The following is a 16,930-nucleotide window of genomic DNA, read 5'->3' as shown; positions in this document are numbered from 1 at the left end:
CAATTATGGCATCTGATAATAATATTTGTGATTCTATGGTATAGTACCTACCAACCTCTTTCTTTATTAACGTGATTAATCCAAGGTTCTGTAAATAGTTTACGCTTTGAAAGAATGTTGACTTGATCATCCCTTTTAGAAGGAAATTGTTATTATCTTATACTTCCACATCGCTAAGTTCTTTGTCGATGGGATGAGAATGGAAATTTAGTCATTAAGCCTGACAAAAATTAAAATAAAGGCATTATGGATAGGAATGATTAAAGGCCAGATGTGCATGATAAATTTTCATTTGCTGGCTTTTCCGAAAAATATATTCGGTATTGATCAGAGCTTAAGAATAAAAATCTGTAAACCGAAAATGGATTTCAAAGCCGATCGGCAGGAGGCCTCGTATTTTACAGGCAGATCTACGTCGTCAGAGTTTAGGCGATTAAATTCTGATCTATTGCGGAAAGCTCGCAGTATTAGGTACATTATAGGAAAAAACATAAACTTTCAACTTTTGTCAAAATCGCATGTCTGATCGATAGCAGAATACGAAATATGTAGATTTATCTTCCAGTATAGAGGTGTTAAAAATCTATTAAAATCTATTGAAATATGATTAAAAATATATAGAGCTAACGGTTGTCAACAGCATGGCGAAGGCAGAAGGGGAAAAGGATAGCTACTACAGAAAGATAAAAGAGGAAAATGAGAAACTCAAAAAGAAGGTTGAATGGCTTGATAACGATTCGTTCCTCCTTGATTCCGAGGCTGATAAGAGGCAAGTATACCACTATATGAAAAAGAATCCTGAATCTGCGAAATTCATTTTTAAGAAATACAAGAACCTCCAACCGATGATTCGTGAAGTGTGCGATCCTGAGAATCCACTATATATCGATGGAGTGAAGAAAGCACTGGAGGGCATAATCGAAATCAACGATGCTGAGGAGGATCTGGAAAGACTTAAGGAGGAAGCCACAAAAGAACGAAAAGAGATTGAACTGCTTGAAAAGGAATTAAAGGACGCAGAAAAGGAATACGATGAGAAGCAGGAGAATCTAAAGGTCATAAAGAGGGAATACGAAGAGGCGATGAAGCAGCGTGCGAATATACGCACAGATAGAGGCATGGAACTCATCGAGAAAAATGTGAATGATGTCACGAAGTTCCTTACGGCGATCCTTGAAAAGTGGGATAACTACTTCCATCAGAACCCCATATCGCTAGGCATGACACTGGATAAGGCAGAGTTCAACCACATGGAACTGCTTAACCAGAATCTGAAGGAAATGATCGAAAGGATACACACAGAGGATTTTCTCTCTCCTGAGAATCTCGATACCTATCATAAGGAACTGCTGGAAAAAGTTCAGAAGGAGAAGGAAAACGCATTGAATGAAATGAATGCCGTCATGGCATACAATCCAAAGAAGGTTTTAACGAAAGCACTCGATGATCTGGAGAATGCGTTATATAGAATCGAAAGCGGACAGGATGACAGTGTGGGCGGTAGATATCTTAACAACGTCACGGTAAAGCTCATAAGAGGTGACGTAGGAGAAGCGATGGATTTCCTCGATCACTTGAAGGATCAGGTGGAAAACAAGGATAGGCGATCGAAATCCTGAGGAAAGAAATAAAGGATCTGGATAAACAAGCATGTTAAAGTTCTGTTGACGGCTAACGGCTTCTATGAGGGCGTATTGCTATCTGAACAAAAAAGGATCCTGCTCATGCGTTCTGAAAAGAGAGTCTGCATACTTATGAATCTGTTCTATCGATAGAGGAGGAATAAACATGCTAGCACGGTCATCTGCCGCAGGAATTTTTTAAATATTGTGATGATGAGTTCCATACCTCGTTCGGACAGTACCAGAGATTTATCGGTATAGAGGATCTGGTACTGTCGATGTATTCAAAAGGCATATCTACAAAAAATGTTCCATAGGAGGTATCCTTAAGCATACACAAGGACTGAGACGCTACAGGGCCTCTAGTCAAATTTGAATGTAAAGCATCTCTGGTTCAACTTTAATAAGATTCGACTGCATACGTAAAGGGATAACTCAACAACGCTAAATCTCAAGGAAAGGGTCTGAAAAAGGACAACCTCGACAGGGCGATGAACAACGCAAGATGGCTCATAAATGAATTGACCTTAAATTTTCAAAAGGCCAATAGATTTTATTAGTACAATTGAATCAAAGTATATGATACCTGAGGAATATAAAATCGCCGATATTTCTCAAATAAATTTAGATTTTCTTACTTCTTTACTCTCCTACCTGAGAAAAAATAAAAGGGAGGATACGTGGATTGAGGTTAAGTCTACGTACGGGGTAGAAGTAGACCCAGATGAGATTAGAAAGGATTTCTCTTGCATGGCTAATTCCGGAGGTGGCTATTTCTTAATTGGTGTAGGTGATCAACCGAACTTTAAGGTCACAGGTTGCGACGAAATAGATTTTAATAGGATAAGAAAAATTCTAGGAGACCCAAATAAGATGACAGCTTTTCCTGATTTCGAGAATAAGGAAGTTTATTCCGAAGACGGCAAGAGAGTAATTATCGTCTATATAAAACCTGTCAACGGATCTTCAGTAATATGCCTCAAAGATAAAAATAAGCAACATACTATTTATGTTTATTATACAAGAAGTTATTTGCGAACTGATTGTCAAAAATTGCCTTGTGAGATGGGAATTATATATAATTCCTCGGAGAAACTCCCTGAATCATTACAACTCGATCCAGAAAAGACTGGTTTTCTAAATCTTGATGGGGCTGTATCTCCTATTAAGACTGTAGAATGGTCGCTTGATGAAAGGATATATGATCTTAAGGATAACAACGGAAATTTACTTTTTTATAAATATAATTACTTGATTCCAGTTCCGTTTTTCAATTTAAACAATTTCAAATTTTTTAAATATGGATATTATGAACGTTGGAATGGCGAACTAAAAGATCTGCCAGAGATTTTAAAAGAGATTGAGAGCAATTTTAATTCTCACTATGGAATAGGTTTTTCATATTGGACCTTAACTCAAATTAATTTAGGAAATGCCCCATTTACAAATTTTATATCTGGAGTTTCGCCCACGGATCTCTCACAAAATATTGCCAACAACAAGGATATAGGAGGAGGACTTAGTGCTTTCTGGATTCTTTCTTCTGGAGTTCACTTAGCGATGGTATATCTTTCTTTATTTGATATGAAGGCAGAACTCCAATTGTATTTTCGATATTCGAAAATACCGAATAACAAATTATTTCCCCATATTGAAAATAACTTAGTAACGATGAGGCCAATTTCATTGTATGAGCTTCCGGAATTAGAGCCAGATTTCAGTCACGTTGACTTCAGTGCAGATCTTTTTTTAGATAATCCTTCAGACGATTTACTTACAAATCTTATTGACTACAAACTATCGGGTTACTTGGGTGGCTTAAGAAAAAAGATCGCTTCAGGACCACCATTGATATCTAATTTAGCGGTTCTAAATTCATGTGGTGGATCTGAATCTAGAAATCCTCTTAACTCATTTAAGACAATAATTGGGAGAATCAATTCACATGGCAGCCTAACCAATTTTAAAAATCCTGTGAAGATCACAGGTTATAGACTTAATATCATTACCTTGCCGCCTTTTATCACTGTACCAATAATCCCTCTAGTCTTTGAACTGGCAATTGATTTAAATCAAGAGTCAAAATATCGAACCGGTCAAGAAAGATAAAAATATTTAGCGCATAGTTGGACCTTCGAATTCTAGTGTAGTCCATACAGGAATCCGCTAACTGTTAGAGAATCACTATAAGCTATGCATAAAACTTTATCCCTTCATAATCATAGGAATTTCTATGAAGACATGCACTATTCCCCTGATAGTTTCCTTAATTTTGTGTAAGGGAATCGCAGAAAGATCATAAAATAAAATCCATGAAAAAGCAAGTATGCCTACTTTGGACACAGAGGAGGCAATAAGAAATGGAATGTCCTGACAGAGATATATGAATTAGTCCGATTAAGAGTGAAGGAGTTCATGGAATCTCTCATGAAAGGAGAGATACAGGCATTTCTGGAAGAGAATAGTGGAAAACGCAATAGATACTATGGAAAGACCGATGATCCGAAGTTAAAATTACCTTTGCTCTATTTGCTATCATCATCCTTCTGTCTATCTACAAGCGAAGTCCAACGTATTAAAAGCTTATAGCTCTTTATTAAACGTTCCTTCACATACCTATAGTCCTGGTCATCAGGCCATTGCCTTCGCCATCCTCTTCATCGACCTCGACTATTTCACCGATTTCGGATCCGGAGGCATAAGCCGTATCTGATATGCCTTTATGGCCTCATAATAAGCGATTTGAGGCGAGTGAGAGATAACTCATGGTCAACTATGCCCCCCTCTTCGTTTTAATTCTCCATCAGATTGCGATTATTATTATTCAGCCATTATTATATCCCAAAATCCGATCATGGACTATATAAAGGAAAGCAGAAGATTCGCAAGATACATATACGGATCGATTGATTGTAGATATAGCATTATTCGATTTTTTCCCAAAAAACTAAACCATATATAGTACGGGCCCGCCGGGATTTGAACCCGGGTTGTCGGCTCCGAGGGCCGATGGGATATCCTGACTACCTCACGGGCCCACAGGATAATCATGAGAAGATATTTAAATTAAGATCCGAAGCATCATTTTCGTATTGTTCAAAACGCATGAATGAAAAATCGCTTTCTCTTTCTCCCTTTATTCCTTTTTCAAAAAAAGTGAATTGTGCTTACGTTCAGAACAGCCTTGACTGAAGATCGCTTCCTTCGGTGAATATATCAGGTGCCAAATCGAATATGTCGTATACGATCTTTTTCTTCTTTCCGATTGGGTATGCGGACTTGTAATTCATGCACAGCGTGCATGGCGTTGCATACGATGAAAGATAACAGAGGCCTTCATCGTAGTAGATGCACAGCTCAATACTGCTTTTCTCCTTCGCCATGCAGCTCCATCTCCGTGTACAGCGGTACCGATATGGCCGCGAGATCCGATCCATTTTCCAGTCCTGGAACGATCTTGAATGGCCTGTACATGCTCTTGAATTCTTCCTTTACCGCGTCGTTGAGCGGATCAAAGAGATCCTTGCCCGCCTTCGAGATTCCACCACCTATTATCACGAGCTCCGGATCCAGCGTATTTATTATGTTCACAAGGCCAACAGCCAGGTAATATATCGTCTCTTCAAGTATCAGCTGCGAGAACATATCGCCCTGCTTCTTGCCTTCGAAGACCTTTTCTGCCGTGATCTCGTTCGGCCTCAGCTTCGAAAAGAAGTCAGAATCCCGTACTGCCCGCAGGTTTTCGATCACCCTTCTCGCAATGGCCTTGCCTCCGGCCAGAGCTTCAAGGCAGCCGCGCCTTCCGCATCCGCATGTCGGCCCATTGACCATTATGACATTGTGGCCTATCTCTCCCGCCATTCCATGGGCCCCGCGGTAAAGTTTTCCGTTTATGAATATTCCACCGCCTATTCCAGTACTCAGCGTCATGTAAACGAAATTATCGACGTTCCTTCCCGACCCGAAGAGCCTCTCAGCTATGGCAGCTGCCTGCGCATCGTTTTCCAGAAACGTGTCTGTTCTATAATAATCCCTTATCGGCTCCACAATGTTGAAGTTGCTCAGCCCGAAGATATTTGGCGAAGCTATCACGACGCCTCTGTTGCGGTCAACAGGGCCGGCAAATATTATGCCGATCAGATCCGGCTTTTCCACATGGGCTTTCTTTAAGGCGGCATCGCCCATGGTGATCATCTCCTCTATAAGCCTCTTCTTCCCGAGATGCTTGACAGTGGGCATTCGTACATTGGAGAGTATTTCACCGGAATCGTTGCCTACAACTGTTGATATCTTTGTACCGCCAACATCATATCCGAGAATATTCAATGACACGTTACTTATATTTTTACTTCGTTTATAAGAGTATTGGCAAACTCGGTATTTTCCATTTTCATCTTGTCTTCCTGGCGTAGCGGTTTACGTTGCCGGACTGGATGAGCAGATCGAGCAGTACGAAGGATGTGAGGCATTCGACGACCGGAACTGCCCTTATGGCCACACAGGGATCGTGCCTGCCCTTTACCGTTATTGTCGTTTTCTCAGATGTGGATAGATTAACGGTCTGCTGAGGGATGTGTATGGACGGCGTCGGCTTCACCGCAATTGAGAATCGTATTGGCATGCCGTTTGTTATTCCACCGAGGATGCCGCCGTTGTGGTTTGTCTTCGTCACAATCTTTCCGTCGGCAAGATCGAAAGGATCGTTTGCCTCTGAGCCAAGCATCGAAGCGAGCCTGAAGCCATCGCCGAACTCTATGGCTTTTACAGCTGGTATCGAAAAGATGGCATGCGCGATGGAGCTCTCAACGGAATCAAAGAACGGTTCGCCGACACCGCCCGGAAAGTTCTCGACGACCGTGTCTATTCTTCCGCCAATGCTGTCGCCCGCCTTCATAACTCTCATTATGAGTTCACGCGCCCTCGCATCACACTCTGGATCTGGCATCCTGGTTTCAAAGCTGTAAGCTTCTCCTGAAACCCTGCTGCATTCAACGTCGCCTATCGACCTCATATAGCTCTTCACTTTTATGCCCATGCCTTCGAGATATGCCTTGGCAATGGAACCTGCTGCAACAAGCGGTGCGGTCATCCTGCCGGACAGGAAACCTCCGCCCTCATAGTTTCTGAATTCTCCGTATTTGAGAAACATCGTGTAGTCGCTGTGGCCTGGCCTGGGATTCTCCCTGATCTCGCTGTAATACGATGATATCACGTTCTTGTTTCTTATGATAAGCGTCAGAGGGCTTCCATCTGTGTAACCCTCATGAAGGCCGGAAATGATCTCGACCTCATCATCTTCCTTCCTCTGTGAGGTCAGTATGCTTGATCCAGGCCTCCTGTACTCCATGTATTTCTGCACATAGTCCAACGGGATTTTGAAACCAATCGGAAAGCCGTCTATGATCGATCCTACGGCTTCGCCATGCGATGAACCGAATACCGTCATCTTCATTGAGCTGCCAAGAGTGAACATGCTACAACACCACCATTTTAGGTAACGAAGCCGTTATTGAGGCCATATTGTCCGAAATTATCCGCCTGATCGAAGATCCATAAAGCATGCCAATTGATGACAATTGCGTATAAATTCATTTCCTGAAATGCCGCTTCACGGATTCGCTCAGTATCAGGGATCCTATCGTGAGAACCCGTTTTTCATTGACAAGGATCGCCGACATGGATGCATTCTTTATCTCCACGCTGAAGCAGTCGAACTCTCCTAGCCCAAGGAGATCGCATAGGAGGCTCTTGATGGGGTAGGCATGGCTCACTACGATGTAGCTGCCGTCATAGTCCTCAATAAGGGATCGCATCCTCCTTACATGCGAATCCCAAGGCTCCATTTCCAGCTCTTCACGGGTGCCATATGGTATCTCCGTTATCCTGCTGTTGTTGTACGGGCCAAATTCGGATTCCCTCGCACGTTCATCCTTTATGACGGGGAGCCCAGTAGCAGAGGCTATGATGCTTGCGCTCTGATACGCCCTCAATATCGGGCTAGTTACTATGCCATCAAAATCAAGTTCAGCAAGCTGGGCTGCAGTCCTCTGAACCTGCGTTATGCCATTCTCGGTCAGTGGATACCGATCCTCATCTGAAGATATTATGCCGTATACGTTTGTTTCGCTCTCTCCATGCCTGACCAGAATGGCCCGATCCATCGGAATGTGATAGCCTTTTCAGTTATTACCTTTTTGAAGCCATGCAGGACGAAATGCCAGTTGCATGGAAAAATTGTGGCATTTCCAGCATGTACTGGCATGCATAAATTAGGAAATTCTCACAGCGGAAATTTAGTTATTCCTCCGTCAACGGGTATGTTAGCACCGTTGACATAGGAGGCCCGGCTTGATAACAGGAATTCTACAACTTCACCTATCTCCTCCGGATCTCCTACTCTGCGCAGTGGAACATCTCCGCTGAGTCTCCTCATGCCCTCGGTGCGGTCAACCCCAGTTTTTATGACGTCTCTTAGCCTTTCCGTATTGATGTATCCCTGAGATATTGTGTTTATCCTTATCCCGAATTTAGAGACCTCTAGCGATATGTTCTTTGCCAGTGCAACTACAGCCGATCTCAGGGAAGATGATAGGGAGAACCCTTCCATAGGTTCACGGACCGTCATGGATGTCACGTACACTATCGATCCGTGCCTTGCCCTGATCATGTCCTTGAGTGCTTCCCTGGTGATCCTGACTGTGGACATGAATATCATATCTATGGCGTATTGCCAGTCCTCATCGCTCAGATCAGTAAAGCCGGCCACACGTGGATCGCCATAGTTGATTACGAGGTTTTCAATGCTTCCATAGGTCTCCCTGTGCTTTTTGACAACTCTATCTATGTCTTCTGGTTTTGACAGATCCGCAGGAATGGCCAGAGGTTCCAAGCCGAATTTTAACTTCAGTTCCTTTCTGGCCTCATCGATTCGTTTCTCATCCCGTGCAAACAGGGTGAGCCGGTATCCAGATCGTGAAAGAACGGAAGCTATTCCTTTACCTATACCGCTTGAGGCTGCAGATACAATGGCGTTTGGCATGCTTATGCTAACATGCCAGTGTATTATTAATTTTGCGCATTGCATTCGCATGTGAATTTCGGATCAAATGGCAGAAAGGAAAATTTTTCAAAATATATCATGAGCTAAGGATAAACAGAAGCTTGATACTGTGTAGCATTCAATACCTGTACTCCCACACGGTCAGCGATGATGCCGGAACGTACGGCAGACCATTCGCCAGAGCCTTTCTCACATAGAATGTGATGCGGCCATTCATGCTCCTATATTTTTCTATGAACGAAGACGCATCATCGGAATCATTGACGAAAAGATCGATTCCTCCCTCGTAAATGTCGAAGTACACGAACGTACTGCCATCTACTATCAGATTGTTCGAATATTCCTCGTGAATTATGTCCGGATCATCCGAGCACATGTATTTCCAGTCAATGAAGAAGCATCTCCATCTTCCGGCGTATCTTTCATTCACTGGTTTCAGCGCCGGCACCGCAGTGGAACCGCCCTGGAATGTGTATATTGGATACTCTTCCACCTGATGGAAGCCAAGCCTGTGCACCAGCCTGAGAGAAGGCTCATTCCATGAGTAAACAGCAGATCTTAGCCTTTCAGTTTTTCCTCTCAAAAACTGTATTGTCTCCTGCATGATGCTCATTCCGAGCCTCGATCCGCGGTATTCAGGATGTACTCTCAGTCCACCGAGCATGACCGATCCGTCTGGAAGCTTTTCCATGTGTATGGTGGCAACGGGACGGCCTGAAACCCTCAATACGTATACGGAACCATCGTTAACCCATCTCTCTATGACCTTATCCACATAATCATCCATGGTGCCGGTATCTGCAAGCTTACTGTACAGATCCGTGTAGTATCCTACTTTCCATGTGTTTGACGTGAACGTTTTGATCTCATCTATGTCTGAAGGAGAACCACGATCGAAGACAATATCGGCAGACATCCGCATCTTTATGAATATCCAATATTAATTCATTGTGTGGCTTCTGTCCGTGCTGGTGATGGTTCTGAATGATTCCGCATCGGCCACACATCGCAAATACCACACTTCATATCGCTGCAATGCACGAAATCTTAAATATGATTCAGGAATAGATTATATCCGCATGGAAAAAAGCAAATTTGTTGACTCTCAGACCGCGCTGAAAACGGTGAAGGATGGAAGCACCATTGCGGTGTCTGGATTCAACCATGCTATAGCTCCTGAGTATCTTCTCAAGGAGCTCTACAGGATGTATATCTACACAGGGCATCCAAGGCATCTCTTCTTCGAGTTCGAGACCACTCCAGGAATCCCTGGATCGGGCATAGATTCGATAGCAAACGAGCTGTACCAGAACGAAGACCACGAGTTCATAAAAGGCATGCTCATACCGTACACAGGCTTTTCACCGTGGAGCGCAAAACTGATCCAGGAGAATCGCATTGAAGGTTACATGTGGTCGATTGGAACTGTATCTTACTGGTTCAGGGAGGTTTCATGTTCAAGGCCTGGCCTGATAACAAAGGTGGGCATAGATACCTTTACTGATCCAAGGGATCCCGTCTATCACGGTGGGCTGATGAATGAGAAGGCAAGGAAGGCCATGCGGGCACGCGTATCCGTGGTAACTCTGGACGGAGAGGAATACCTATTCTACCAGGCTCCGAAGCCGAACGTCGCTCTCATAAGGGGAACCACAGCGGATGAGATAGGCGACATCTCCGTGGACGAGGAGGGCATGATAACAACGATTCTTAACATAGCGCAGGCGGCGAAGAGCAAGCCAGACCGTGGCACGGTAATAGCGCAGATAAAGCGGATAACAAGGTTCGGATCGAGATCCCCGAAGCTGGTGATAGTTCCAGGCCCGCTAATAGACTACCTTGTGCTGGCGCCAGAAAGTGACCACTGGCAGTCAGGAAGCTTCCAGTACAATCCCGCAATCGTCGGCGAGGATTTCATCCCGAACATGGATGAAATGGTGCGCAGCCTGACAAAGAACATGAACCCGATACAGGCCGTAATAGCCCGGAGATCGGCGCTTGAACTTGCAAGATACATCTCAACAGTGAAGAGGAGCATAATCATCAACCTCGGCGTCGGCATACCAGTGTACGTTTCGACAGTCATAGCCCAGGAAGGCGTCAGGGATTACATAACCACTACCATAGAGCCTGGATCCTGGGGTGGGATAGCGCTGTCCGGCAACGATTTCGGAGTTGCGCTCTCACCATACGCGATGCTGCACATGCCGGATCAGTTCGCAACCTATGAAGGGGGAATACTGGATGCCGCGGTTCTCGGATTCATGCAGGTGGACAGGCATGGGAACGTGAATTCATCATACATACCGAACAGGGTGTTCACGGGCCCAGGGGGTTTTCCAGTCATTTCGCGCGGTGCCTCGCTGGTGATATTTGCCGGCAGGTTCATGGGCGGCGAACAGGAGGAGACCATAAGGGATGGAAGGCTCGTTATAGAATCCGAGGGCACGGAAAGAAAATTCGTAAAGGACCTTTACATGAGGCTCTTCAGCGGACGGGAATCCCAGAAGCAGAAGCAGACGGCCATCTACGTTACCGAGAGGGCAGTATTTAAGCTCATGAGCAAGGGCCTGGAGATAGTGGAGATCGCGCCAGGCGTCGATCTTGAAAAGGATGTGCTGAAGAACATGGAGTTCGAACCGTTGGTCCCAAAGGAGATACCGCAGATGGATCCCAGGATATTCGACATCAATTCCCCCCTTGGCCTTTCAGAAATGATAGGAAAAAATGATGGCCAGTCGGCATAACGTTTTCCGGCAAATATTCAACAATAAAATCGTTTCTAAGAAATGGTGGATGGTTTATGATGTTATGATCGGCCCCCTCCTCTCATCGATCTTCACGAACTGCAGGTCTTCCGGGCCAACGTAAACCGCCCTTGGCCTTATGAGCCTGTGCTGATTCTCCACGTACTCCATGAAATGCGATATCCAGCCGGTCACCCTTGAAAGCGCGAAGAATGACGTGTATATGTTGTTCCTCAGCGGATAGCCCAGCGCCAGGTACACGATGCCGGAGAAGTAGTCCGTGTTCGGATATATCTTCTTTGAACCGAACGTGTCTATTCCGATCTTTTCCAGTCTTGTTGCGATGTCGAACATTTTCTTCGCCTCCGGATCATTGGCTGAGAGTTTCTCCGCATACCTTCTGAATATCCTTGCCCTCGGATCGTAGGTCTTGTATACCCTGTGGCCGAAGCCCATCAGCCTCTTGTTCCCGTTCACTATGTTGTCCCTGAACCATGCATCTACGTTGTCCGGGTCGCCAATCTCCTGGAACTGCATTATCGATGCTTCGGCCGCACCGCCATGCAGGGGGCCTTTCAACGCTGCCAGCGCAGCCGCAATGCCGGAGTACATGTCCGAGAGGGTTGATACCGCGACCAGGCCTGCCGTGGTGGATGCCGGCACCTCGTGGTCCGTGTAAAGTATCAGCGCAGCGTTCATGGCATCGATCTCATCTTCTGATGGCGTTCTGTCAAGCGTTGATCTGAGGAAGCTCTCGGCGAAGCTGTCTGAAGGTTCAAGATCAACAGGGCCCTTGCCCATTATGTGCCTGTACACATTTGCCGTTACGGCAGACATCAATCCTATGGCCTTCGCTGCCTGGTCCCTGTCCAGATCCGCGTTCCACTTGAAATTGTAGGTCGAGGTAGCAAGCGCAGAAAATGCTGCCATCTGCATTGCCACAGCATCGGATTCTCTGGGCAGTTCGAATATTATATCCTTAACAAAGTCAGGCAGTTCGTACCCCTTCTGCACCTTGCTCTGGAACAGCTCAAGATCCAGCCTGTTCGGGAGTTCTCCATACAGGAACAGGTACTGGATCTCGTCTTCTTTGGCGCCATTTTCTATGAGGTCGTTGACGTTGTATCCGCCATACTTCAGGATACCGTTGTTTCCGTCTATATAAGTCAGCTTCGTCCACTTTATGTTAACGTTTTCGAGGCCCTTATCAATATTTGCCGTCTTTTCCATATTAATATCACCATCTAATTGCATAGTCTGTAATTAATATATAAGAATTATGAGAGAATTAATTAGCCGTGAATTTAGATACGCTATTGACGGAATAATTCTATAATTTTCCGATAAGGTGCACCAAAGCAATAATAATTATCGTGATCCGCCATAAAAGATCGTGATGCGATATTTCATTTACAAAGTTTCAGGACAGATGTCGACTTTTATAGCGGCATTCCATGACAGGATACGTCTTTTCATGACAGTATATAAAATCTATATCTTAAAATTCTAATGTATATATTAAAAAGTCAATCTTTAAATACGGCTGACAAAATGTGTATGATATGATGGAAAGAAAATTTGCCAACCCTGAGGAGGTGTTTGCTGATATCAAGGATGGATCGGTCATAGCCTCGTCCGGGTTCAACAGAGCCATGGCGCCGGAGTATCTCCTGGAGAAGCTGTACGATCACTACAGGGAAACTGGCCATCCGAAGCACCTTTTCTTCGAATTCGAGACAACAACCGGAATGCCTGGCATAGGGACGGATAAGGTAGCGAAGCAGATATACGAGAGCGGAGACACTGAGTTCATTGATGGCATGCTGATACCGTTCACCGGTTTCTCACCATGGAGCGCAAAGCTCATACAGGAGAACATTGTCGAAGGATACATGTGGGCCATAGGCGTCGCAGCCAACTGGTTCCGCGAGGTCGCCGCTGGCAGGCCCGGCTTGCTTACAAAGGTCGGGCTTGGAATATTCATGGATCCAAGGGATCCAGACTTTCAGGGCGGATTGATGAACGAGAGGGCAAGGTCCAGAAGAAGGGCAAACGTTTCGCTGGTGCATATAGACGGCGAGGAATACCTGCTCTACCGTGCACCGCAGCCTGACGTGGCGTTCATACGCGGTACGACATCGGATGAACAGGGGAATATATCCGTCGAAGAGGAGGGCGCCGTCACATCGGTGCTGAGCATAGCCCAGGCCGCCAAGGTCAGGCACAGGGGAACGGTGATCGCACAGGTCAAGAGGATAACGAAGTGCTGCTCAAGGCCCGCCAAGTCCATAGAGGTACCGGGGCCGCTCGTCGACTACGTTATCAAGGCGCCAAGGGAGGTTCAGTGGCAGACTGGAAGCTACGAATACCACCCTGCCATATCCGGCGAAGATTACATACCGGATCTTAACGAGATACTCATGGAATCTGCTAAAAACATGAGCCCGATAGAGTACGTCATAGCCAGGCGCGCAGCGATAGAGCTGACGGATCTCATGACAAAGTACGGCAGGACGCTGGTGATAAATCTCGGCATAGGGATACCCGTATACACATCCATAGTGCTCAACCAGGAGGGCCTGCAAAATTACGTTATCGGAACAGTTGAACCTGGGGCATGGGGCGGTGTTTCACTGGCCGGCAACGACTTCGGAGTCGCGATCTCACCCTCGGCTCTGATAAGGATGCCGGACCAGTTCGCGAACTATGAGGGCAGCATAATAGATGCCGCTGTGCTCGGCTTCATGCAGGTTGATCCCGCGGGCAATGTCAACGCATCGTATCTGCCTGGTTCAGTTTTCACAGGTCCCGGCGGTTTCCCGGTGATCGCAAGGGGTGCACCGAATCTGATATTCGCGGGAAGGTTCACGGCGGGAAAAACGGATGAATACATCCGCGACGGCAGGATATTCGTGAATCGCACGGATTCTGAGAAGATAAAGTTCGTCAGGAAGATCGCGCTGAAGGTCTTCAGTGCATCGGAGGCGATGAAGCAGGGACAGAATGTCACGTACATCACGGAGAGGGGCGTATTCCGCCTGACTAGCGACGGGCTGCTGCTCACAGAGGTTGCGCCGGGCATAGACATAGACAGGGATATACTCGGCATGATGGAGTACGAGGTCAGGATATCCGACGATCTCAGGGAGATGGATCCTGCGATATTCGATATTTCGTCGAGGATGAACCTCAGGTCGAGGGTGATATCGGAGGTGACGGAGAATGTACCGATCAATGGTGAGTAAGGTTACTGCATCCGATAATGTATCCGTCGTCCCCGCTGCGCAGAGCGATCTTAACGATATACTCTCGCTCCTGCTCAGGCTCAAGAGGTTCAACTCTGAATTCGGTTGTTACTGCATCGTTTCCGAGGATGATCCTGAGGAGATAAAACGATACACGTCAAGCATAATAGACGACGGCAAGCATATAATCCTGCTGGCCAAGGATCGCGGGAAAACAGTTGGCCTAATTCTGGCCGATGTGCTTTACAGGATCTACTATTCGCCAAAATACGAGGCGAGGATCAGAGATATATATGTGCTTCCGGAATACAGAATGCGCGGCATCGGGCAGAAGCTGATTGAGGAGCTCATGAACGTGGCATCAAAAAGAAACATCGGCCTTGTTACGACGGAGTTCCCATCGGACAATCTTGTTGCGGTGAACTTCTTCTCAAAAATAGGATATTCCCAGATGGTGTCAATATGGGGTGTCCCCGTACAGCAGTCGCTGGAACCATAATTTTTTAAATAAACGTATTTTAAATCCGAAAACCATGTGAACGGCTCTTTACAAATTATTTAATAATAATGATTTAATATTCAAACATGGCCACAAGTGTTGCGAATGTTATCATAGATGTGCTTGCTGATCTTGGTGTCAAGAGGATCTATGGCCTGCCCGGAGATTCCATAAATCCGCTTGTCGATGCCATAAGGACACAGGACAGGATCAAGTTCGTTCAGGTCAGGCATGAGGAAGGCGCCGCTCTGGAAGCTGCATTCGAGGCAAAGTTCACCGGAGAATTAACAGTCTGCATGGGTACATCAGGGCCCGGTTCCATACACCTGATAAACGGTTTGTACGAGGCAAAGATGAGCAGGGTCCCGGTGATCGCACTTACGGGGCAGATAGAAACCGATCTCCTCTACCATGACTATTTCCAGGAGGTCAATCTGGACAGGCTGTTCGATGATGTGTCCGTATTCAACGCCCAGATACTGAATCCGGAATCCGCGGCATACATCGTGGAAAGGGCCTATCGAGAGAGCGTGTCAAAACGCGGCGTTTCTCACCTGACACTGTCCGTGGATGTCCTGAGAATGGGTGCGGATCACCGGCCAGTTCAGCATATGGCTGTTGAAAGCTCACATTTTAGCATAGATCCCGGTGCTGCCGAGAAGATAATAAACGAAAGCAAGAAGCCGCTTTTATTCGTGGGCCGCGGAATAATTGGGCATTCTGACGAAGTCCTGAAATTCGCGGAAAGGATCGGATCGCCGATAATCTACAGTGTCAACGCAAAGGGCCTGCTGGATGATGACGATCCAAAGGTAATGGGCCCGCTTGGACTGCTGGGTACAAAGCCGTCCGTTGAGGCTATGAAGAGGGCGGATCTGATAGTACTCCTGGGCACAATTTTCCCCTACGTCACCTTTATGAACGAAAAGGCGGAGGTGCTGCAGGTCGATGTCGATCCATCCAACCTGGGAAAAAGGGTTCGTGCTGATATTGCCTACCAGTGCACCGTTGCGGATTTTCTCTCCCAGGTGAAGCCGGATGAGAAGCCGGAGAAATTTTACAGCGAAATGTCCAGGGATCGTGATGACTGGATCTCAAGCATGGAGAAGCTAGAATCGGACACATCGAAGCCGATAAAACCGGAATTTCTAGCCCGGGTTATATCCAAGAAGGCGGATCGCGATGCAGTTTTCATAGTTGATACCGGCAACGTCACCGTATGGGCAACGAGGCACATCAGGGCTTCCAAGGAAAGGACATTTCTCCTGTCTCCATGGCTGGGCACCATGGGCGTTGGCATACCTGGTGCAGTGGGCGTCTCATTCGCAACGGACAGGCAGGTGATCGCGATAACCGGCGACGGAAGCGCGGCCATGACCATGATGGAGCTGATCACTGCGAAGAAATACTCCAGGCCAGTGAAAATAGCCATCTTCAACAATTCAAAGCTCGGCATGATAAAGTTCGAGGAGGAGGTCATGGGCTATCCGGAATGGGGCGTCGATCTCCTCAATCCGGATTTTTCAAAGATCGCAGAGGCGGTGGGCATAAAGGGCATGAGAGTCGAGGACCCTGATAAGGTGGAAGATGCCGTGGAGGAATTCCTCAGAACGGAAGGCCCGGCCGTCCTGGACGCCGTGGTCGACGGAGACGAGAGGCCGATGCCGCCTAAGCTGACCTTTGCGCAGGTCAGAGGCTATGTGACATCGATACTCAGGGAGAAGCTCGACTGAAAAAATTTGTTGATATAAAAAATT

At 46.2% G+C, this 16,930-nt stretch carries 13 protein-coding genes and 1 tRNA gene; 6 read left to right on the top strand and 8 right to left on the bottom strand.

The annotated features are described in order from the left end of the window. Nucleotides 1-641: 641 nt before the first annotated feature. Nucleotides 642-1,619 (top strand): coiled-coil domain-containing protein, encoded by a 978-nt coding sequence (locus tag TA_RS04270; RefSeq protein WP_010901239.1) that lies wholly within the window; start codon nt 642-644, stop codon nt 1,617-1,619. Between the two features lie 582 nt (nt 1,620-2,201). Further along, nucleotides 2,202-3,731 carry an ATP-binding protein gene (locus TA_RS04265; RefSeq protein WP_010901238.1) on the top strand — a complete coding sequence of 510 codons (1,530 nt, stop codon included), beginning with the start codon at nt 2,202-2,204 and terminating at the stop codon, nt 3,729-3,731. An 855-nt stretch (nt 3,732-4,586) separates the two neighbouring features. Here the strand turns inward: TA_RS04265 and TA_RS04260 are convergent. From TA_RS04260 to TA_RS04230, 7 genes are all read right to left on the bottom strand, one after another. Further along, nucleotides 4,587-4,660, bottom strand: a tRNA-Arg gene (locus TA_RS04260). 135 nt (nt 4,661-4,795) lie between these two features. Then, on the bottom strand, nt 4,796-5,005 hold the full coding sequence (locus tag TA_RS04255) for a hypothetical protein (RefSeq protein ID WP_048161814.1): 210 nt from the start codon (nt 5,003-5,005) through the stop codon (nt 4,796-4,798). Further along, the gene (locus tag TA_RS04250) at nt 4,980-5,954 is read right to left on the bottom strand and encodes an ROK family protein (protein ID WP_010901237.1); all 975 of its coding nucleotides are present in this window, start codon (nt 5,952-5,954) and stop codon (nt 4,980-4,982) included. Before TA_RS04250 ends, TA_RS04255 begins: the two co-directional genes overlap by 26 nt. 58 nt (nt 5,955-6,012) lie before the next feature. Beyond that, on the bottom strand, nt 6,013-7,095 hold the full coding sequence (aroC, locus tag TA_RS04245) for a chorismate synthase (protein ID WP_010901236.1): 1,083 nt from the start codon (nt 7,093-7,095) through the stop codon (nt 6,013-6,015). Nucleotides 7,096-7,210: 115 nt separating this feature from the next. Further along, nucleotides 7,211-7,783 carry a 2,3-diphosphoglycerate-dependent phosphoglycerate mutase gene (locus tag TA_RS04240; RefSeq protein ID WP_010901235.1) on the bottom strand — a complete coding sequence of 191 codons (573 nt, stop codon included), beginning with the start codon at nt 7,781-7,783 and terminating at the stop codon, nt 7,211-7,213. A gap of 119 nt (nt 7,784-7,902) precedes the next feature. Next, nucleotides 7,903-8,661 (bottom strand): SDR family oxidoreductase, encoded by a 759-nt coding sequence (locus TA_RS04235; RefSeq protein WP_156778508.1) that lies wholly within the window; start codon nt 8,659-8,661, stop codon nt 7,903-7,905. 139 nt (nt 8,662-8,800) lie between these two features. Then, the gene (locus TA_RS04230) at nt 8,801-9,598 is read right to left on the bottom strand and encodes a GNAT family N-acetyltransferase (protein WP_010901233.1); all 798 of its coding nucleotides are present in this window, start codon (nt 9,596-9,598) and stop codon (nt 8,801-8,803) included. 163 nt (nt 9,599-9,761) lie between these two features. On the opposite strand from TA_RS04230, the gene TA_RS04225 reads away from it, so the two are divergent. Continuing rightward, nucleotides 9,762-11,429, top strand: coding sequence for an acyl CoA:acetate/3-ketoacid CoA transferase (locus TA_RS04225; RefSeq protein WP_048162330.1), 1,668 nt, complete (start codon nt 9,762-9,764; stop codon nt 11,427-11,429). Nucleotides 11,430-11,483: 54 nt separating this feature from the next. Here the strand turns inward: TA_RS04225 and gltA are convergent, their stop codons facing one another. Beyond that, complete coding sequence (gene gltA / locus TA_RS04220) at nt 11,484-12,659, bottom strand: citrate synthase (protein WP_010901231.1); 1,176 nt, start codon at nt 12,657-12,659, stop codon at nt 11,484-11,486. 332 nt (nt 12,660-12,991) lie between these two features. On the opposite strand from gltA, the gene TA_RS04215 reads away from it, so the two are divergent. From TA_RS04215 to TA_RS04205, 3 genes are all read left to right on the top strand, one after another. Continuing rightward, nucleotides 12,992-14,674, top strand: coding sequence for an acyl CoA:acetate/3-ketoacid CoA transferase (locus TA_RS04215; RefSeq protein WP_048161812.1), 1,683 nt, complete (start codon nt 12,992-12,994; stop codon nt 14,672-14,674). Continuing rightward, the gene (locus tag TA_RS04210; protein ID WP_048161811.1) at nt 14,664-15,173 is read left to right on the top strand and encodes a GNAT family N-acetyltransferase; all 510 of its coding nucleotides are present in this window, start codon (nt 14,664-14,666) and stop codon (nt 15,171-15,173) included. The genes TA_RS04215 and TA_RS04210 overlap by 11 nt, the downstream gene beginning before the upstream one ends. 86 nt (nt 15,174-15,259) lie before the next feature. Continuing rightward, a complete protein-coding gene (locus TA_RS04205) occupies nt 15,260-16,906 on the top strand; it encodes a pyruvate oxidase (RefSeq protein WP_010901228.1) in 1,647 nt (548 codons plus the stop codon). The last annotated feature ends 24 nt before the right edge of the window (nt 16,907-16,930 follow it).

It is taken from the genome of Thermoplasma acidophilum DSM 1728, assembly GCF_000195915.1.
GTDB classification, from domain to species: Archaea; Thermoplasmatota; Thermoplasmata; order Thermoplasmatales; family Thermoplasmataceae; genus Thermoplasma; species Thermoplasma acidophilum.
Note: the sequence above shows the minus strand (reverse complement) of the source record. Positions and strands in the feature narration are given on the sequence as shown.

Bases quoted from the DNA above. Each gene is read 5' to 3' on its own strand.
- TA_RS04235 (WP_156778508.1), bottom strand. From the start codon at position 8,661: ATGCCAAACGCCATTGTATCTGCAGCCTCAAGCGGTATAGGTAAAGGA.
- TA_RS04255 (WP_048161814.1), bottom strand. From the start codon at position 5,005: ATGGCGAAGGAGAAAAGCAGTATTGAGCTGTGCATCTACTACGATGAA.
- TA_RS04240 (WP_010901235.1), bottom strand. From the start codon at position 7,783: ATGGATCGGGCCATTCTGGTCAGGCATGGAGAGAGCGAAACAAACGTA.
- aroC (WP_010901236.1), bottom strand. From the start codon at position 7,095: ATGTTCACTCTTGGCAGCTCAATGAAGATGACGGTATTCGGTTCATCG.
- TA_RS04270 (WP_010901239.1), top strand. From the start codon at position 642: ATGGCGAAGGCAGAAGGGGAAAAGGATAGCTACTACAGAAAGATAAAA.
- TA_RS04205 (WP_010901228.1), top strand. From the start codon at position 15,260: ATGGCCACAAGTGTTGCGAATGTTATCATAGATGTGCTTGCTGATCTT.
- TA_RS04210 (WP_048161811.1), top strand. From the start codon at position 14,664: ATGGTGAGTAAGGTTACTGCATCCGATAATGTATCCGTCGTCCCCGCT.
- TA_RS04215 (WP_048161812.1), top strand. From the start codon at position 12,992: ATGATGGAAAGAAAATTTGCCAACCCTGAGGAGGTGTTTGCTGATATC.
- TA_RS04230 (WP_010901233.1), bottom strand. From the start codon at position 9,598: ATGTCTGCCGATATTGTCTTCGATCGTGGTTCTCCTTCAGACATAGAT.
- TA_RS04225 (WP_048162330.1), top strand. From the start codon at position 9,762: ATGGAAAAAAGCAAATTTGTTGACTCTCAGACCGCGCTGAAAACGGTG.
- TA_RS04265 (WP_010901238.1), top strand. From the start codon at position 2,202: ATGATACCTGAGGAATATAAAATCGCCGATATTTCTCAAATAAATTTA.
- gltA (WP_010901231.1), bottom strand. From the start codon at position 12,659: ATGGAAAAGACGGCAAATATTGATAAGGGCCTCGAAAACGTTAACATA.